Source organism: Pseudomonas sp. 50_B, assembly GCF_017491625.1.
Taxonomy (GTDB): domain Bacteria; phylum Pseudomonadota; class Gammaproteobacteria; order Pseudomonadales; family Pseudomonadaceae; genus Aquipseudomonas; species Aquipseudomonas danubii.
Genome location: NZ_JAFGYX010000005.1, coordinates 164495 through 180502, shown reverse-complemented (window position 1 = coordinate 180502; position 16008 = coordinate 164495). Strand labels below are relative to the sequence as shown.

Genomic DNA, 16008 nt, shown 5'->3' with positions numbered 1-16008 from the left:
TCACGCCCTGACTTTTTCGGGGCGTTTTTTTATGCGTATTGGCCACGGCTACGATGTGCACCGTTTCGCTGAGGGCGACTTCATTACTTTGGGTGGTGTGCGTATCGCCCATCATTGCGGCTTGCTCGCCCACTCCGACGGTGATGTGTTGTTGCACGCACTCAGTGATGCCCTGCTGGGCGCCGCGGCGCTGGGGGATATCGGCAAGCATTTTCCGGACACCGATCCGCAGTTCAAAGGTGCCGACAGCCGCGTCCTGCTGCGTCATGTTGTCGCGCTGATCCATGCCAAAGGCTGGAAGGTCGGCAACGTCGACAACACCATCGTCGCCCAGGCCCCAAAAATGGCGCCTCATATTGAAACCATGCGGGCCTTGATTGCCGAGGACCTGCAAGTCGAACTGGATCAAGTGAACGTGAAGGCCACCACCACCGAAAAACTCGGTTTCGTCGGTCGCGAGGAAGGTATCGCGGTGCACTCCGTGGCCTTGTTGCTGCGCCCATGAATGAACTGCAACTGTTGGGCCCGCGGGCCTATGGTGATGCCCTGGGCAGCGCGGTGCTCAAGGCTACTGCCGAAGATTTCCAGGTCGATGAAGTGCTCGATATCCCGCTGAGCGGTGAAGGCGAGCACCTGTGGCTGTGGGTGGAAAAGCGTGGCTTGAACACCGAAGAGGCCGCGCGGCGGATTGCCAAGGCCGCCGGAGTGTCGTTGCGCACCGTGAGCTACGCCGGGCTCAAGGATCGCCAGGCGCTGACTCGCCAATGGTTCAGTGTGCAACTGCCGGGCAAGGCTGATCCGGATCTTGGCGCGGCGGAAAACCACACCCTGAAAATCCTCAAGGCCACCCGCCACAAGCGCAAGCTACAGCGTGGAGCCCATGCGGCCAACGGTTTTACCCTGCGTCTCACAGAGCTTACGGCGGACCATTCGGCCATTGATGAGCGTTTGCAGCAGATTGCCCAGTTTGGGATTCCCAACTATTTCGGCGCCCAGCGTTTTGGCCACGACGGCGGCAATCTAGTGGATGCCCGCGGCTGGGCCGCGCGCCAGGCACTGCCAGAGCAGCGCAATGTGCGTTCGCGGTTGTTGTCTACGGCCCGCAGCTACTTGTTCAACCAGGTGCTGGCAGCACGGGTGGCGGACGGCAGCTGGCAGCAGGCGCAGATAGGTGACCTGCTGGCGTTTACCGACAGTCGCAGCTTTTTCATGGCCGGGCCTGATGAATGCTCGGACCCACGCCTGGCGATTCTCGACCTGCACCCCACCGGGCCGCTGTGGGGGGAGGGTGTTTCTCCGGCGGGCGGTGTATCCCATGAGCTTGAGCAACAGATTGCCGATCGTGAGGCGGCACTGTGCGATTGGCTGATTAAAGCCGGCATGAGCCACGAACGACGCATCCTGCGGCTGCCCATTGGCGGTTTGACGTGGCATTATCCCGAGCCTGACATTCTGCAACTGGAATTCGTCCTGCCGGCCGGGTGTTTCGCCACCGCATTGGTGCGTGAACTCGTCGATCTGGTGCCGGTGGGGCAGACGGACAGCTCATGCGTATTCTGATTTCTAACGATGATGGGGTAACTGCACCCGGTATCGCCGCGCTGCATGCTGCGTTGGCGGATTACGCCGAGTGTGTGGTTATCGCACCGGATCAAGACAAAAGCGGCGCCAGCAGTTCGCTGACGCTCGACCGTCCGTTGCATCCGCATACCCTCGGCAATGGCTTCATCAGTATCAATGGCACACCGACCGACTGTGTTCACCTGGGGCTTAACGGCCTGTTGGAGCATGAGCCGGACATGGTGGTGTCGGGAATCAACCTGGGGGCCAACCTCGGTGATGACGTGCTGTATTCCGGAACGGTCGCCGCTGCGCTTGAAGGACGTTTCCTGCAGCGCCCGGCGATTGCCTTTTCGCTGGTGTCGAGGCAGGTAGAAAACCTCGCCACTGCTGCCCATTTCGCGCGCAAGCTGGTACAGGCTCAGGGCTTGCTGGATTTGCCACCACGGACGGTGTTGAACGTGAATATTCCCAATCTGCCGCTTGATCATATCCGTGGCATACAGCTGACCCGCCTGGGCCATCGCGCGCGCGCAGCGGCGCCCATGAAGGTCGTCGATCCCCGTGGCAAGTCGGGTTACTGGATTGCCGCCGCAGGGGACGCCGAAGATGGCGGTCCAGGTACTGACTTCCATGCTGTCATGCAAGGTTATGTGTCGATCACGCCGTTACAGCTCGATCGCACCTTCAATGAGGCGTTCAGGAGTCTGGATGGTTGGTTGGAGGGGCTGCGCTGATGGCTCGTGAGCAGGACGATTTGCTACGACGGGGAATAGGCATGACTTCCCAGCGAACCCGCGAGCGCCTGATCCAACGGCTTTACGATGAGGGCCTGTCCAATCCCCAGGTATTGGAAGTCATTCGTCGTACACCACGGCATCTGTTCGTTGATGAGGCTCTGGCGCACCGTGCCTATGAAGACACTGCGCTGCCCATCGGCCATAACCAGACGATCTCCCAGCCTTATATGGTGGCTCGCATGAGCGAGTTGCTGTTGGCGGCAGGTCCGCTGGACAAAGTGCTGGAGATCGGTACCGGTTCCGGCTACCAGACGGCAGTACTGTCGCAGTTGGTTGAGCGGGTGTTTTCGGTGGAGCGGATCAAGGTCCTGCAGGATCGGGCCAAGGAGCGTCTGCAGGAATTGAACCTGCGTAATGTGGTGTTCCGCTGGGGCGATGGTTGGGAGGGCTGGCCAGCGTTGGCGCCTTACAACGGCATCATCGTCACCGCCGTGGCTACCGATATTCCTCAGGCACTGCTTGATCAACTGGCGCCTGGTGGGCGCCTGGTCATTCCAGTGGGAGCCGGAGAAGTACAGCAGTTGATGCTGATCATTCGTGAAGAACATGGCTTTGCCCGACATGTCCTGGGGGCGGTGCGGTTTGTGCCGTTGCTCAATGGGCCACTGGCCTGAGCATTTATCGCCGCGTGGGTGAATTCTGTTTGCCGGGTTGTGTCTTATTGCCGTATTGATCGGCAATGAGTGGGACGGCGATCAATGGCAACCTCTTGTGACTGTGTGTTGCGCTTTGCCAGCCGTAAAGCGCCTGCCTCCAGTTATACTTGCGTCATTTCATGCCTGAGCCAGGCAATTAATATCGTCAACCACCATAAAGGGAGCGGCGGGTGAGTCTCACAGTCATTGCGCAGCGTATGGGTATAACAAGCTTTCAGCGACTGATGATTGGCCTTGTCTTGAGTTCCTTGTTGGTCGGTTGCTCCAGCACCAAGTCCAGCAGTGTGGGTGTGGTTGAACGCAGTAATAATGCGGCGCCTCAGCGTCCAACTGTGACCACGGGACAGTATGTAGTACGTCGCGGGGATACGCTGTTCTCCATCGCGTTTCGCTACGGCTGGGATTACAAGGCGTTGGCTGCTCGTAACAATATTGCCGAGCCCTATACCATCCATCCTGGGCAAACCATTCGTTTTGATGGTCGCACGGGTGTTGCGCCGACAACTGTGGTTACCAGCACCCAGTCTGGTGCATCGTCCTCCAGCAAGACCACGGTTATTCGTCGTCCGGCGGGGGCAACGACAGCCACCGCAACGGGCACTTCTACAGCTACTGCAAGCAAGCCGGCGCCCGCTCCGGCTACGCCTGCAGGCCCCGCTCCGACGGGCTGGGGCTGGCCTTCCAACGGTGTTCTGATTGGAAAATTCTCTTCAAACGGTAGTTTGAATAAAGGCATTGATATCGCCGGGGATTTGGGACAGCCTGTTTTAGCTGCGTCTGATGGGACGGTGGTTTACGCCGGGAGTGGCTTAAGGGGCTACGGCGAATTAGTCATCATCAAACACAACGAAACCTACGTCAGTGCTTACGGCCACAACCGCAAGCTATTGGTTCGGGAGGGACAGCAGGTCAAAGTCGGACAGACAATTGCCGAGATGGGATCAACTGGTACAGACCGGGTGAAACTGCACTTTGAGATTCGCCGACAAGGTAAACCTGTAGATCCGCTGCAATTCCTGCCACGTCGTTGATCCGTTACCAGCCTGTTCCGCTCACGTAGAGGGAACAGGCTCCAGCGTTGCCAAGGATTAAGGCGACGCTTGAGCCTGAGGTCGAACTCACCAAAGGACTATAACAATGGCTCTCAGTAAAGAAGTGCCGGAGTTTGACATCGACGATGAAGTTCTCCTTATGGAGAGCAGCATCGATATGGATTCGATGTCGAATAATGAGGGGGCAACTCCACCTTCCGTTCGCGCCAAATCCAAAAGCTCCGCTTCAGTTAAGCAACACAAGTACATTGATTACACGCGTGCCCTCGATGCAACGCAGTTGTACCTCAATGAAATCGGCTTTTCTCCATTGCTCTCTCCTGAAGAGGAAGTGCACTTTGCGCGTTTGTCGCAGAGTGGCGACCCCGCCGGGCGCAAGCGCATGATTGAAAGTAACTTGCGACTGGTGGTGAAAATTGCCCGGCGCTATGTCAATCGTGGATTGTCGCTGCTGGACCTGATCGAAGAGGGTAACCTCGGCCTGATCCGGGCAGTGGAGAAGTTCGACCCGGAACGCGGCTTCCGCTTTTCGACCTACGCCACCTGGTGGATTCGCCAGACCATCGAACGGGCGATCATGAATCAAACCCGGACCATTCGGTTGCCGATTCATGTGGTCAAAGAGCTTAACGTCTACTTGCGCGCCGCCCGTGAGTTGACGCAAAAACTCGATCATGAACCCTCTCCCGAAGAAATCGCCAACCTGCTGGAGAAGCCGGTGGCTGAAGTCAAACGCATGCTCGGTCTGAATGAGCGGGTTTCTTCGGTTGATGTCTCGCTGGGACCGGATTCGGATAAAACCCTGCTGGATACCTTGACTGACGATCGTCCAACGGATCCTTGTGAACTGTTGCAGGACGATGATCTGTCGCAAAGCATCGATCAATGGCTGTCCGAATTGACTGAAAAGCAGCGTGAAGTGGTGGTTCGCCGCTTTGGCCTGCGAGGTCATGAGAGCAGCACTCTTGAAGATGTTGGCCTGGAGATTGGCCTGACCCGTGAGCGGGTTCGACAAATCCAGGTTGAAGGCCTCAAACGCCTGCGAGAGATCCTTGAAAAGAATGGGTTGTCCAGTGAGTCTCTATTTCAGTAGCTTCTGGAACTGACTCGCAAGAGCCCCGATCTATTCGGGGCTTTTTATTGCTTGATTATTTTGATTCTGAGCTTTGGGATTCTGGTCAGGGTTGGGATTACTCTTCACTGGCGTGTAAGCAATAGATTACGTTTTCGTAAGTGTTCGGTTCTCGATTGCTTCAGACTTGCCTGAAATGTTTTAAGTGATTTTTTATGTTGTTGATTTATAAGTATTTTTTAAGTCTTTCTGTTTGTGTTCGACAAGTTTTCCGGGGAATAGTGCGATTGCTCTTACCAGGGAATTCTCTAATATCAGCCCTGTGTCGACGGATAGACACAGCCATCAAGGATGATGGTCAGGACATCGCAGGAAGCGATTCATCAGGACGATGAAAAGGAACACAGGGACTAGGGAAAAATGTGGGCGGGTCATACCGCCCCTTTTTTTTGCCTGTCGAAAAGTCCGGAGGACAAGAGCCCTATTCCCAGAAATGCAAAAAGGCCCGCAAGGGGCCTTTTCAGGAACGCGGGGGCAATCAGCGTTCGAGGTCTTTGATCTTGCCTTTGACGCCATCCCACTCTGCGGCATCCGGCAACGATTCTTTCTTTTCAGTGATATTCGGCCAGATCTCTGCCAGCTCGACGTTCAGCTGAATGAACTCCTGCATCTCCTCCGGGACTTCATCCTCGGAGAAAATGGCTACAGCCGGGCATTCAGGCTCGCACAGCGCGCAGTCAATGCACTCATCCGGGTGAATCACCAGGAAGTTCGGCCCTTCGTAAAAGCAGTCCACCGGACAGACTTCTACGCAGTCGGTGTACTTGCACTTGATGCAGTTGTCGGTGACGACGAAGGTCATTTCTAATTCTCTCCTCAGGCGGCGGCAGCGGAGCCCCTACATGACGGGGTCGCCAGGTTTGGGAGCGATAGTCTGCGAACCAGGCTAATAGTCCGCAGCATCCCAAACCGCGCGAGATTCTAACAGCTTGAAGGCGTTCGCGTTAGATGCGTGTCTTCAATGTATAGAGCATTTCCAGTGCCCGGCGTGGCGTCAGGTCATCCAGATCCAGTTTGGCCAGTTCCTCGAGGACTGGGTGCGGCAGGCTGGCAAACAGGTCGCTTTGCTGCGGAACCGAGGCTTTGCCTGGCGCGGGGCGTGGCGTTTCATGGGGCAGGCTGGTGGTCTCCAGGCGGCTCAAATGTTCACGGGCTCGCCCGATGACGGCGCTGGGAACCCCCGCCAGCTGGGCTACCGCCAGGCCATAGCTCTGGCTGGCAGGGCCGGGCAATACATGGTGCAGGAAGACGATGCGCTCGTTGTGCTCAGTGGCATTGAGGTGCACGTTGGCCACCAGCGGCTCGCTTTCCGGCAGTACGGTCAGTTCAAAATAGTGGGTGGCGAACAGGGTGTAGGCCCGCAGATGGGCGAGACGTTCTGCCGCAGCCCAGGCCAGGGAAAGTCCGTCGAAAGTACTGGTGCCGCGGCCCACTTCGTCCATCAGCACCAGGCTGCGTTCAGTGGCGTTGTGCAGGATGTTCGCGGTTTCACTCATTTCCACCATGAAGGTCGAGCGACCGCCGGCCAGGTCGTCGCTAGAGCCGATCCGAGTAAAGATCCGATCCACCAGGGACAGCTCGCAGCTCGCCGCCGGGACAAAACTGCCGATATGGGCCAGCAGTACGATCAGCGCAGTCTGGCGCATGTAGGTGGATTTACCGCCCATGTTAGGACCGGTGATCACCAGCATCCGGGTGTTGTCGTCCAGATTCAGGTCGTTGGCCACAAAAGGTGTGGTCAATACTTGCTCCACCACCGGGTGACGGCCCTGGGTGATGCGCATGCAAGGCTCGCTGACAAAACGCGGGCAATTGAGGTCCAGGTTCAGCGCGCGTTCGGCCAGATTGCTCAGCACGTCCAGTTCCGCCAGGGCACCGGCGGTATCCTGCAGCGGCGGCAGATGGCTGATCAGGGTTTCCAGCAGCGCATCGTAGAGCATCTTTTCCCGGGCCAGGGCGCGGCTCTTGGCCGACAGCGCCTTGTCTTCAAACTCCTTGAGTTCCGGAGTGATGAAGCGCTCGGCGCCCTTCAGGGTCTGGCGACGAATGTAATCCGCCGGTGCCTGCTCGGCCTGTTTGCTCGGCAGCTCGATGAAGTAGCCATGAATGCGGTTATAGCCGACTTTGAGGTTGGCCAGGCCGGTACGGGCTTTTTCCCGGGCTTCCAGATCGATCAGGAATTGCCCGGCGTTCTCGCTCAACGATTGCAGTTCGTCGAGCTCGGCGTCGTAGCCGGTCTTGAGCACGCCGCCGTCGCGGATCACCGCCGGCGGGTTGTCTATGATCGCTTTGGCCAGCAACGCGGCCAGTTCCGGGTAGGTGCTGGTGGTGACTGCCAATTGCTTGAGGTGCTCTGCCTCCAGTTCGGTCATCGCCTCTTGCAGCTCTGGCAAGGCTGCCAGGGCATCACGCAGGCGGGCCAGGTCCCGCGGGCGGGCGTTACGCAAGCCGATTCGCGCGAGAATCCGCTCGATATCGCCGATTTCCTTCAACTGCGGCTGCAGCCGTTCGAAACGGTAGCCGTCCAGCAGGCAGGTGATCGAGGACTGACGCGCCTGCAAGACCTTGAGATCCCGCAGCGGGCGGTTCAGCCAGCGGGTCAGCAGGCGGCTGCCCATGGCGGTCTGGCAGCGATCGACTACCGATTGCAGGGTGTTGTCGCGTCCACCGGCCAGGTTGGTGTCCAGCTCCAGGTTGCGGCGACTGGCACCGTCCAGCACCACCGTGTCGTCCAGGCGTTCGTGCCGCAGGCTGCGCAAGTGGGGCAGGGCGGTGCGCTGGGTTTCCTTGGCGTAGCTCAGCAGGCATCCGGCGGCGCCGATGGCCAGGGTCAGGGTCTCGCAACCAAAGCCCTTGAGGTCTTGGGTGGAGAATTGCTGGCAGAGGCTCTTGTGGGCCGAGTCGCGCTCGAAGTCCCAGGGGGCGCGACGTCGAACACCCCGGCGCTTTTCCGCCGGCAGGCCTTGTGGCCAGTCATCAGGGATCAGCAGCTCCACTGGATTGATGCGTTCCAGCTCCGCCAGCAAGTTCTCCCAACCCTTGATTTCCAGGACACTGAAATTGCCGCTGGTGATGTCCAGCACCGCCAGGCCGAACAAGCGCTCATCACCCAGTACGGCCGCGATCAGGTTGTCGCGGCGCTCATCCAGCAGGGCTTCGTCGCTGACGGTGCCCGGGGTAATGATGCGCACCACCTGACGTTCCACGGGGCCTTTGCTGGTGGCCGGATCACCCACTTGCTCGCAGATGACCACCGACTCGCCGAGCTTCACCAGCTTGGCCAGGTAACCTTCGGCGGCGTGGTAGGGAATGCCACACATGGGAATCGCCTGTCCCGCCGACTGTCCGCGTGCCGTCAGGGTGATGTCCAGCAGCTTGGCGGCCTTCTTCGCGTCTTCATAGAAGATCTCGTAGAAGTCGCCCATGCGGTAGAACATCAGTTGATCAGGGTGCTGGTTCTTGAGGCGCCAGTACTGCTGCATCATTGGGGTGTGGCTTGAAAGATCGGTCATACGCGGGGTTCGGCTCTATATGTCTATTTGACAGAGGTCAAACGTCTAATACTACAGATAATTTTGCTGGGAGGCGCCTCCATCCCAGTGCTTGGGGTTCTCGCGTTGTCATTAGGTGGCTCAGGGATTTCCTATAGCGTTTTTGATAAGCTCTCGGCTTGAAGTCAAAATGCCATTATGTGTGAGGTCTGTATGCTGGAAGAAGAACAGTCGGTAAGTAAAAAAGGAATTGGAACTGGTTTTCTAACATTCGCGGTTGCGCGCGATGTATCGATCATTGCTTTTGTGTTGGTTGTCGCAATTCGGTTCTCAACAGCAGATTTCAATATTGAACTAAAGGATTTCAGTTTTACTGATCTCCTTAGCCTTTTTTTAGCAGTTTCCTCAGTGGCACTGTCGGCCGCTTTCTACTTTAAGGCGGATGAGTCCGCTCGTAGTTTCTATACTCATACATATAAGTTTACGAAGGACGTCTCGGAAATGCTCGGTCGGATTGATTCGGGCTTTGGTGAGAAACTTAGAAATATTGATCAGGGCTATATAGGGCTTAGTGAGAAGTTTGATCGTTTTACTGTCGATCCTGCTCTTTCTTCTTCAGTTGTAGCTGCCGCAAAGGCGAAGCAATTTGAAATCCAGGAGCAAGAGGCGGAGCGTTATGACATAATTTTAGATCTTGTAAATCGAGCAAAAATAATTGGGGATGAGAAGCAAGAGCTATTGCAGAAGTATGGTCAGTTGACCAAAGAGTTAGAGCAGTCAAGATTGGAACTGGCCGCTCAGGAGCAGACTAGTATTTCTGCACGCTTTGGTATCGCTCCGGGTTTTGTGGATTTTATGATTCCTATTGTCGCTAGACATTACAATGGGATGCCATACATGACTCCCGATCAGGTTGTTTTAGATGCGTTTACCGGTTTGATGCTGGATCCGGCATTTACTGAAGCTACTAGAAGTTATATGGAGTCAAAAGGGCTAATGGCTGGGGTTCACCTTACTGACAAAGGGGTCTCATTTGTTAGGGCTATTATTGGGAAGCAGTTGGGTATTTAATATTTGGCATCATAGGTGGGTCTGCTATTTCAATCTTACGCAGCCGTAAATAGCGCGCAGTCATTTTGGCATCAGTATGACCGCCTAGTCTCTGTGCGTTATTACCTTGATCATCGGTGTCAGTAAGGGATTTGGCGCGTAGGTCGTGAATGGTCGCATCGATTACTTCGGCACGCTTGCAGGCGAGGGCGAAAGCGTCTTTCACCGAGCTATAGTGCACAGGTTTACCACCCCGCGGGGAACAAAACAAAGTTAGGCCACGGATCTTCCGTGGCAGGGCCTTGATCCTACTGATCAGGTCTTCCAGATCTGGAGTCATGCGGACGACAAGGCGGGCGCCGGTCTTCTCTTGAGTGAAGGCAATCCCCTCGGCCGTAATGTCCGCGAGTCGTATCGACAGAACATCGCCAATGCGCTGCCCGGTCAAGTAACACATCTCATAAATCACCCTCATGTTATCGCTCGACTTACCGCAGATCGCGGCAAACTCCGCATGGGTGATGTACCTATCGCGCTGCTTTTCGGGGTGTCGGCGGATGCCGGTGCAAGGATTGAAGTCAACAATCTGCTGTTCCAGGGCGTAGCTGAATACGCCTCTCAGAACAGATATCACGCGGTTGGACATATTCGGAGTGTCCGCCATGTGCATCTTGAGCTTCGCGACGTGTCTAGGCAGTACGTCGCGAGGTTCGAACTCCACAAAGGCTTCTTTCAGCCGTACGGCTGCGGCCTGGTATTGAACAATGGTGTTTGGCTTGAGCTTCTTCGACATCTGTTCTAAAGCGTCATCGATCAGCTTGCCCATACCGCCTTGGCTGCCGCTATCGATGATCTTCGCATATTCGGCCATGGACGCCTGGAAGTCACTTCCCAGGCGTTTCCATTTGCCTTTGCGCACCAGGTAGTAAGCCCCATGCTTTTCGTACATGCATGCGGGCAGGTGCCGATCTTTCTTGCGAGGACGCATTTGTTCTCACCTCACCCCAGCCGAAGCTCCGGCTCCTTCCTTGATTGAACCCCACCCATCCTGCCGATCACAACCTGCCGCAGGACTTTCGGGTGACCATCTCCACCAACTGCAAAACCGTATTTGTGGGCGGTCAGCCATCTGATCTGGGCGCCGTAGCGCTTGTAGCCCGTCAGTTCGGCCACTTCTTCAGGTGTCAGAAACATATGGGCCCCCAACGTCTGAAGATGTTGCCGCATCAAGAGCGCGAGCATGATCGCTATGTCGTTCTGCCTGGGCTGCCTTGATTGCAGCTACGAAGACGAACAGCGGGATACCTGCAGCATCTTCACCACACACATTCTTCGCTGCGATAGCCATAAGGCATAGCACGGCAGCCGAAGGCGGCAATGCATCATCGCGCTTGCTCATGCGGCCTCCTTGAGTTGTTCGGTTTGGCGCCAAGGATCATTTGCACGGGCAAGGGCTGCCATTGGCGGCGGGCTGACGCTGTTGCCGCACATGTGAACTTGTTGGGTCTTGGTGAACGGCTTGCCGTCGGCGCCGTGGCTGATGATGTAGTCGTCGGGGAAGCCCTGAGCCTTGTACAGCTCTAAGGGCTGTAGCATTCGCAGGCAGATATCGACGATCACATAGGGGGTGCCCTTGATGGTGACAGTGACTAGGCCCAGACGATCCTTGGTAGTAATTGTGGGGGCTGGCTCATTGGCGCCTCTCACGTTCTCGGCGCCGTAGTAGCTGATCAGGAATGCCGCGACCCGCAGGGCCCCGGCTTCAACTTCAGGCGAGAGCTGCAGCTCGACCAGCGAGCTCTTGCCGCCACCGCCGGCAGTGATGGTTGGTGCCGGTTCGCTCATGCCCTGTCCTACGCTGGCGCCGAACTGGCGCTCCATGAAGGCGGTGACCAGCCCGTGGTGAGTGCCCCCGGCGCTGATTGTGTGCAGAGGATCACCAGCATCCCGCGCATCGCAGTTACCGCGCAGGTGTACCAGGTTCGCCGTCACCAGTTGCTGCTGGCTGCCGGTGTTGGTCACTGTGGTCATCGGGTCCTCAATGCTCTTGGCGGCCGTGGTGTTGAAGCCACCATTCATCTGTGCCATGAGCGCAGTCACCACTGATCGGTGGTTCTGAGTCATCAGGGTGCCGGCAGGCTGGTCAACTGGCGCCGGTTTGCCGGAGTACTCAGGGCCGCCAGTACCTACCAGCACAGCGCCGGCTATGGCGTGTTTGATGCCACCGGCAACAACGGTGCCCAGCGGCTGGTCAAGGCCAGGCACTCTGGGTTTCTGGCCGGCACGCTCGCCGTATCCGGTTTGGATTAGGGTTGGGCTGATCAGTGTCAGCTCACCGCGATTCGCGCAGGTCACAGTCGGAAGCGGGGCTGTTGGATCGTTGATGCGGTCGCTACCCTGGTGCGTTGCTGGTGCGATGATCGGGCTGGCGATGGCGAACGATCCGCCGCGAGGCCAGGACGTCACAGTACGCAGCGGCTCACGGGCTGACTGCACGCTGTCGCCGGACCAGTTCGCGATAGGCACGATGAACGGGTCGGCAGCATCAATGACGAATTTCTTCATGCCCTTGGCGATCCGGCGCAGGGTTGCAGGGGCCAGCGGCTTGGGCCGGTCGAAGATACTTTTGCTCGGGATGGTCCAGTCGATGCACTCGGCTGCGGTCCGCCACTTCTTTTGCCCCTTTGTGGGGCTCTTCGCGTGGGTTGGCTCTGGCCAAACGATGGGCTGGCCGTCGCAGCGGGCGATCATGAACAGGCGTTCTCGGCTGGTCGGCGCGCCGAAGTCGCACGCCTTGATCACACGCCACTCAACGGCATAGCCCAGGCGCTGCAGCTCGGCGACGAACACGGCCCAGGTTCGCCCGCGCCGGGCTGGATCTGGCACCAGGAACTGCTGGTGGACCGGCACAACCTCACCAGGGGCAGCCACACTGCCACCGAGTTTCACTACCCGGCCTGTAGCCTTGTCGCGCTTTGCAACGAGGGGGCCCCACTGCAGGATCTGCTTCACGTTTTCCAGGCTGATCACCCTGGGCTTCTTCTTACCGGCCCACTTGAGGCCGACCCACGACAGATTGCGGATCTCGCGCTTGCGCGGTTGTCCGCCAGCGGCCTGGCTGTGGTGTGTGCAGTCGGGGCTCATGTGGAACCAGCCAACGCGGCGGCCCTGGCATTCTTCGTCGGGGTCGCCGTCGAACACGTCGGTGGTGTAGTGCCGGGCGTGCGGGTGGTTGGCGGTGTGCATGCTGATCGCTGCGCGGCTATGGTTCTTGGCCACGTCGACCTTGCGGCCCAGGCCCATTTCGAGCCCGGTGCCTGCGCCGCCGCCACCGCAGAAGAAGTCGACAACGATTTCATCATCCTGGGCGTTGAGGTTCAGGGAATACTGGGTCTTGAAGTCGAAGGGGGGCGTTTTCAGGGACGTCATGCCGCGTCCTCCTGGCCCGTCTCGCGGGCCTCGCGCTGCTGGTGCCGCTCGTAGGCTTCCCGAAGTGCTTCGCGTACATGCGGATAGCCCTCGGTGTCTGCCTCATGCGGGAAGGTGATTGTGCTGTTCTCAGGCTCACCCCAGAGGTTGCCGTGAGTGTTGAGCCATTCGATGAGCTGGGTGTCCAGCGATTCGCCGTTGTGCGCGGTAGCCGCGGTGACGGTCTGGAAGACTCTATAGGCCAGGGCGCGGGCTTGGGCGGCCAGGGCATCTGCTTTGGCCTGGACGGGGGCAGTCCCTGGGATTGCCTTGTACGTCGAGGCGGCAAGGCCGAGGGCCTGGGCGATGCTGATCAGGGTCTGGTGGTCTTCCAGGGTGAAGGGTTGCGCCTTGAGCTGGCGCTGGCGGGTGTTGTGGTCGGCGAGCTGCTTCTTCAGTCCCTCGCAGCTCTCGACAGCTCGGGCCAGATCGTTGTTCAGTGCATAGATCCGGTCGCGGTCGTCTGCTGTGGCGCGTGCCAAGGCGCGCAGAAACGCCCGGCGGATGAAGTAAGCCATTAACGCCAGCCCAGTCAGTTGGCCCGTGGCGATGATGATCAGGTGTTGAGTTTGCATGTGCTGTGATCCTCGTTAGAGCCCGCCGCCGGACGGATAAGTGGTGAGAGGACGGCGGCGGGGTGTTGCAAGCTGAGTTAGCGGGTGGCTTCGTACAGCGGTACTTCGTTGATCGCGGCCTTGATCTTGGCGCGGACGGCGTTGTATGCCTCTTCAAGCACCTTTTCAGGGCGGATCAGTTCGAACCACATCACAAGGCGACCCTCGGCGATGCGATAGCGGAAGCGTGCCGGGATGCAGAAGCCATCGCCGCCGAGGAAGGGCTTCACGCCGATGAAGAACTGTTCAGGGATGTTGAGTTGCCCGGACTCGCCTGCGCGTCCGTCGATTTCCTCGTTGTAGGTCAGCTGGACCTGGCCGTTATCGAGGCGGGTGCCTTGGCGGAAGCTGATGTTTTTCTTCGCTTCCAGGGTGCGGCTGATTTCCAGCATGTCCGCCGCGCTGGGGGCTGCTGGGAGGTCCTGGGGCTGGGTGATGTCCTTCACGTTGTCTTCGATGAACTCGGCGAACGATGCCTGATCCATCTTCTTACGGTCTGCTGCCTTCCAGCGGCCCCACTCAACGGTGATAGGGCAGCAGTAGCTGACCGTGTGCTCGGTCCAGGCCGGGCTGTCGGGTTGGTGATAATCGAGGACGGCAGTGAACGTCCGGCCTTCAGGCCCGTTGCAGAAAACCGAGGTAGCTGAGGTGGCGAAGCGGTTCACGTAGTCGATGAAGCTGTCGGCATCGAGCATGGTTACTTTCTGGCGGATACGGCTGGGGGAGGGCAGCAGCTTCTCCAGGTCCATCACCGTGACACCATCGGGCACCAGGGCAATCGGGGCGTGCAAGCCCGGATGGTCGAGGGGTTTGCCCAGGGCCTGAGACAGGCTGACGAGGTGTTGAATGGCTTCTTGCATTGGATGTGCTCCAGTCTTTGTGGTGAGAGGCGGTTACTGCGAAACGTTGCGCAGGGTGGCTGTGCTGTCCTCGTCGAGGACGGGCCGCAGTGGTAGATCCTGCTGGCGAGGGTCGCGCCGGGTGAGGTTTCCTTCCGGTGTCAGGAAGAACAGCGACGTGCCCCGGGAAAGGGTCGGTTCTTTCACCTTCACGTCGGCCTTAATGTTCATCTGGCCGCGCCCGTCGGGCTTGTAGGTCAGTTCAATGACCAGCTTCCCGCCTTTGCCGGAAAGGCGGATGGCATCGATCAGCCCAAACTGGGCCTCGCTCAGTTCATCGAGCAGGCCGCCGGCCTCGATGTCGCGAAGGGTGTCGATAAAGGGTCGTGCTTTGCTCATGTGCTGTGTCTCACTTGATAGCCGCCCCTGGACGGCAGGGGCCACCGTTGAATCAAGCCGCTTCTTTCTTGGCCTGGGCGTCGAGAAAGGCCGCCAGGTCGTGCAGGTAAACCACTGGCTTGGTGCGGACAGAGCCATGCAGATGCTTGACCACCAGTTTTACCCGGCCTTTCTTGATCTCGCTGAGTAGGTAGCGGTCAGTGCGGATGTGCGGGAAGTACTGTTCACGTACGGCCGCCAAGGTGGGGCAGGGCGTGGCGAACTGGCGCCGCAGTTGGTCTAGGGTGTCGCTCATTTGCTTGCCTCCCCGGCCCCCACGTCGGCGGGCTGCAGCTTGAGGCGTATCAGCTCCGCCAGCCCCTCTTTGCTGGCTCCTCGGGCAGCTGCGCAGATCAGGCCGCGCTCATCCGCCACGACAGCGCCGAAGGGCGTCTCGGGGACATTGGTCGGGGTGACGTAGGCAATCTGGCCGGGTTGAATCACGCTGCTGACGCACCGATAAACCTCCGCCAGCTCGACCGCGCAGGCGGGCATGCTCGCCAGGGCCAGCGTGGCCTCGTTGGCGGTGCCGATCAGGGTGGCTTTGCTCACGGTGCCCGGGCTGGTCAAGTAGAGCGGGATCAGAGCCAGGGCGCCGAGGGCTTGGGTGTAGGCGTTGAAGTAGTTGGTCTTCATGCTGCGGCTTCCTTGTTCGCGATGGTGATGTCCAGTTTCTTGGCCAGGTACTGCACACCGCTTTCGGTGACCATCACCACGGCGTAGTGCTTGTACTGGCCGGACTTGCCTATCTGCACAGAGCGCGGGTCGGAGTACAGGTGGCCCTGGTCGCGGTGGTGGCTGGCCAGGGTCCCGTCCTTTGCCAGCACCCGCAGTTCCCGAAGCTTTGAACGGAAGGCGCGGGGCTTGAGCCCTAGCAGCGCCGCTGTTTCGTCAAGGGTGCGGTTCAT

General features: G+C 58.5%; 19 protein-coding genes. 7 read left to right on the top strand and 12 right to left on the bottom strand.

The window, feature by feature from the left end; genetic code table 11:
• Window positions 1-31 precede the first annotated feature (31 nt).
• The 6 genes from ispF to rpoS all read left to right on the top strand — a co-directional run bounded on the left by ispF (window position 32) and on the right by rpoS (window position 5161).
• Complete coding sequence (ispF, locus tag J5M73_RS09395) at window positions 32-505, top strand: 2-C-methyl-D-erythritol 2,4-cyclodiphosphate synthase (protein ID WP_060837777.1); 474 nt, start codon at window positions 32-34, stop codon at window positions 503-505.
• Window positions 502-1560, top strand: a complete 1059-nt coding sequence (gene truD / locus J5M73_RS09390; RefSeq protein ID WP_102861387.1) for a tRNA pseudouridine(13) synthase TruD — start codon at window positions 502-504, stop codon at window positions 1558-1560. Before ispF ends, truD begins: the two co-directional genes overlap by 4 nt.
• Window positions 1548-2297 carry a 5'/3'-nucleotidase SurE gene (surE, locus tag J5M73_RS09385; protein WP_102861388.1) on the top strand — a complete coding sequence of 250 codons (750 nt, stop codon included), beginning with the start codon at window positions 1548-1550 and terminating at the stop codon, window positions 2295-2297. Before truD ends, surE begins: the two co-directional genes overlap by 13 nt.
• 41 nt (window positions 2298-2338) lie before the next feature.
• Window positions 2339-2974: a protein-L-isoaspartate(D-aspartate) O-methyltransferase gene (locus J5M73_RS09380; RefSeq protein WP_170001073.1), complete on the top strand. Its 636-nt coding sequence runs from the start codon at window positions 2339-2341 to the stop codon at window positions 2972-2974.
• 212 nt (window positions 2975-3186) lie between these two features.
• A complete protein-coding gene (locus J5M73_RS09375; RefSeq protein WP_102861390.1) occupies window positions 3187-4047 on the top strand; it encodes a peptidoglycan DD-metalloendopeptidase family protein in 861 nt (286 codons plus the stop codon).
• 106 nt (window positions 4048-4153) lie between these two features.
• Window positions 4154-5161, top strand: coding sequence for an RNA polymerase sigma factor RpoS (gene rpoS / locus J5M73_RS09370; protein ID WP_102861391.1), 1008 nt, complete (start codon window positions 4154-4156; stop codon window positions 5159-5161).
• Window positions 5162-5678: 517 nt separating this feature from the next.
• Here rpoS and fdxA read toward each other — a convergent pair.
• Together fdxA and mutS are read right to left on the bottom strand one after the other, a co-directional pair.
• A complete protein-coding gene (gene fdxA, locus J5M73_RS09365) occupies window positions 5679-6002 on the bottom strand; it encodes a ferredoxin FdxA (protein WP_102861392.1) in 324 nt (107 codons plus the stop codon).
• A gap of 142 nt (window positions 6003-6144) precedes the next feature.
• A complete protein-coding gene (gene mutS, locus J5M73_RS09360; protein ID WP_207815501.1) occupies window positions 6145-8712 on the bottom strand; it encodes a DNA mismatch repair protein MutS in 2568 nt (855 codons plus the stop codon).
• A gap of 192 nt (window positions 8713-8904) precedes the next feature.
• On the opposite strand from mutS, the gene J5M73_RS09355 reads away from it, so the two are divergent.
• Window positions 8905-9762, top strand: a complete 858-nt coding sequence (locus J5M73_RS09355; RefSeq protein WP_207815498.1) for a hypothetical protein — start codon at window positions 8905-8907, stop codon at window positions 9760-9762.
• On the opposite strand, the gene J5M73_RS09350 is transcribed toward J5M73_RS09355, so the two are convergent.
• The 10 genes from J5M73_RS09350 to J5M73_RS09305 form a co-directional block, all read right to left on the bottom strand.
• The gene (locus tag J5M73_RS09350; protein ID WP_207815496.1) at window positions 9737-10729 is read right to left on the bottom strand and encodes a tyrosine-type recombinase/integrase; all 993 of its coding nucleotides are present in this window, start codon (window positions 10727-10729) and stop codon (window positions 9737-9739) included. The two genes, J5M73_RS09355 and J5M73_RS09350, sit on opposite strands and share 26 nt — an antisense overlap.
• A gap of 11 nt (window positions 10730-10740) precedes the next feature.
• A complete protein-coding gene (locus J5M73_RS09345) occupies window positions 10741-10935 on the bottom strand; it encodes a DUF4224 domain-containing protein (protein WP_065364539.1) in 195 nt (64 codons plus the stop codon).
• Window positions 10919-11140: a hypothetical protein gene (locus J5M73_RS09340; RefSeq protein WP_207815492.1), complete on the bottom strand. Its 222-nt coding sequence runs from the start codon at window positions 11138-11140 to the stop codon at window positions 10919-10921. The genes J5M73_RS09345 and J5M73_RS09340 overlap by 17 nt, the downstream gene beginning before the upstream one ends.
• Window positions 11137-13170 (bottom strand): DNA cytosine methyltransferase, encoded by a 2034-nt coding sequence (locus J5M73_RS09335; protein ID WP_207815488.1) that lies wholly within the window; start codon window positions 13168-13170, stop codon window positions 11137-11139. The genes J5M73_RS09340 and J5M73_RS09335 overlap by 4 nt, the downstream gene beginning before the upstream one ends.
• Window positions 13167-13784 (bottom strand): hypothetical protein, encoded by a 618-nt coding sequence (locus tag J5M73_RS09330; RefSeq protein WP_207815487.1) that lies wholly within the window; start codon window positions 13782-13784, stop codon window positions 13167-13169. Before J5M73_RS09330 ends, J5M73_RS09335 begins: the two co-directional genes overlap by 4 nt.
• 77 nt (window positions 13785-13861) lie before the next feature.
• A complete protein-coding gene (locus J5M73_RS09325) occupies window positions 13862-14683 on the bottom strand; it encodes a DUF2303 family protein (protein ID WP_207815486.1) in 822 nt (273 codons plus the stop codon).
• A 33-nt stretch (window positions 14684-14716) separates the two neighbouring features.
• Window positions 14717-15061 carry a hypothetical protein gene (locus J5M73_RS09320; protein ID WP_207815485.1) on the bottom strand — a complete coding sequence of 115 codons (345 nt, stop codon included), beginning with the start codon at window positions 15059-15061 and terminating at the stop codon, window positions 14717-14719.
• 52 nt (window positions 15062-15113) lie between these two features.
• Window positions 15114-15356: a pyocin activator PrtN family protein gene (locus J5M73_RS09315; protein ID WP_207815483.1), complete on the bottom strand. Its 243-nt coding sequence runs from the start codon at window positions 15354-15356 to the stop codon at window positions 15114-15116.
• On the bottom strand, window positions 15353-15736 hold the full coding sequence (locus J5M73_RS09310) for a hypothetical protein (protein WP_207815480.1): 384 nt from the start codon (window positions 15734-15736) through the stop codon (window positions 15353-15355). The genes J5M73_RS09315 and J5M73_RS09310 overlap by 4 nt, the downstream gene beginning before the upstream one ends.
• Window positions 15733-16008: a phage antirepressor KilAC domain-containing protein gene (locus tag J5M73_RS09305; RefSeq protein WP_207815479.1), complete on the bottom strand. Its 276-nt coding sequence runs from the start codon at window positions 16006-16008 to the stop codon at window positions 15733-15735. The genes J5M73_RS09310 and J5M73_RS09305 overlap by 4 nt, the downstream gene beginning before the upstream one ends.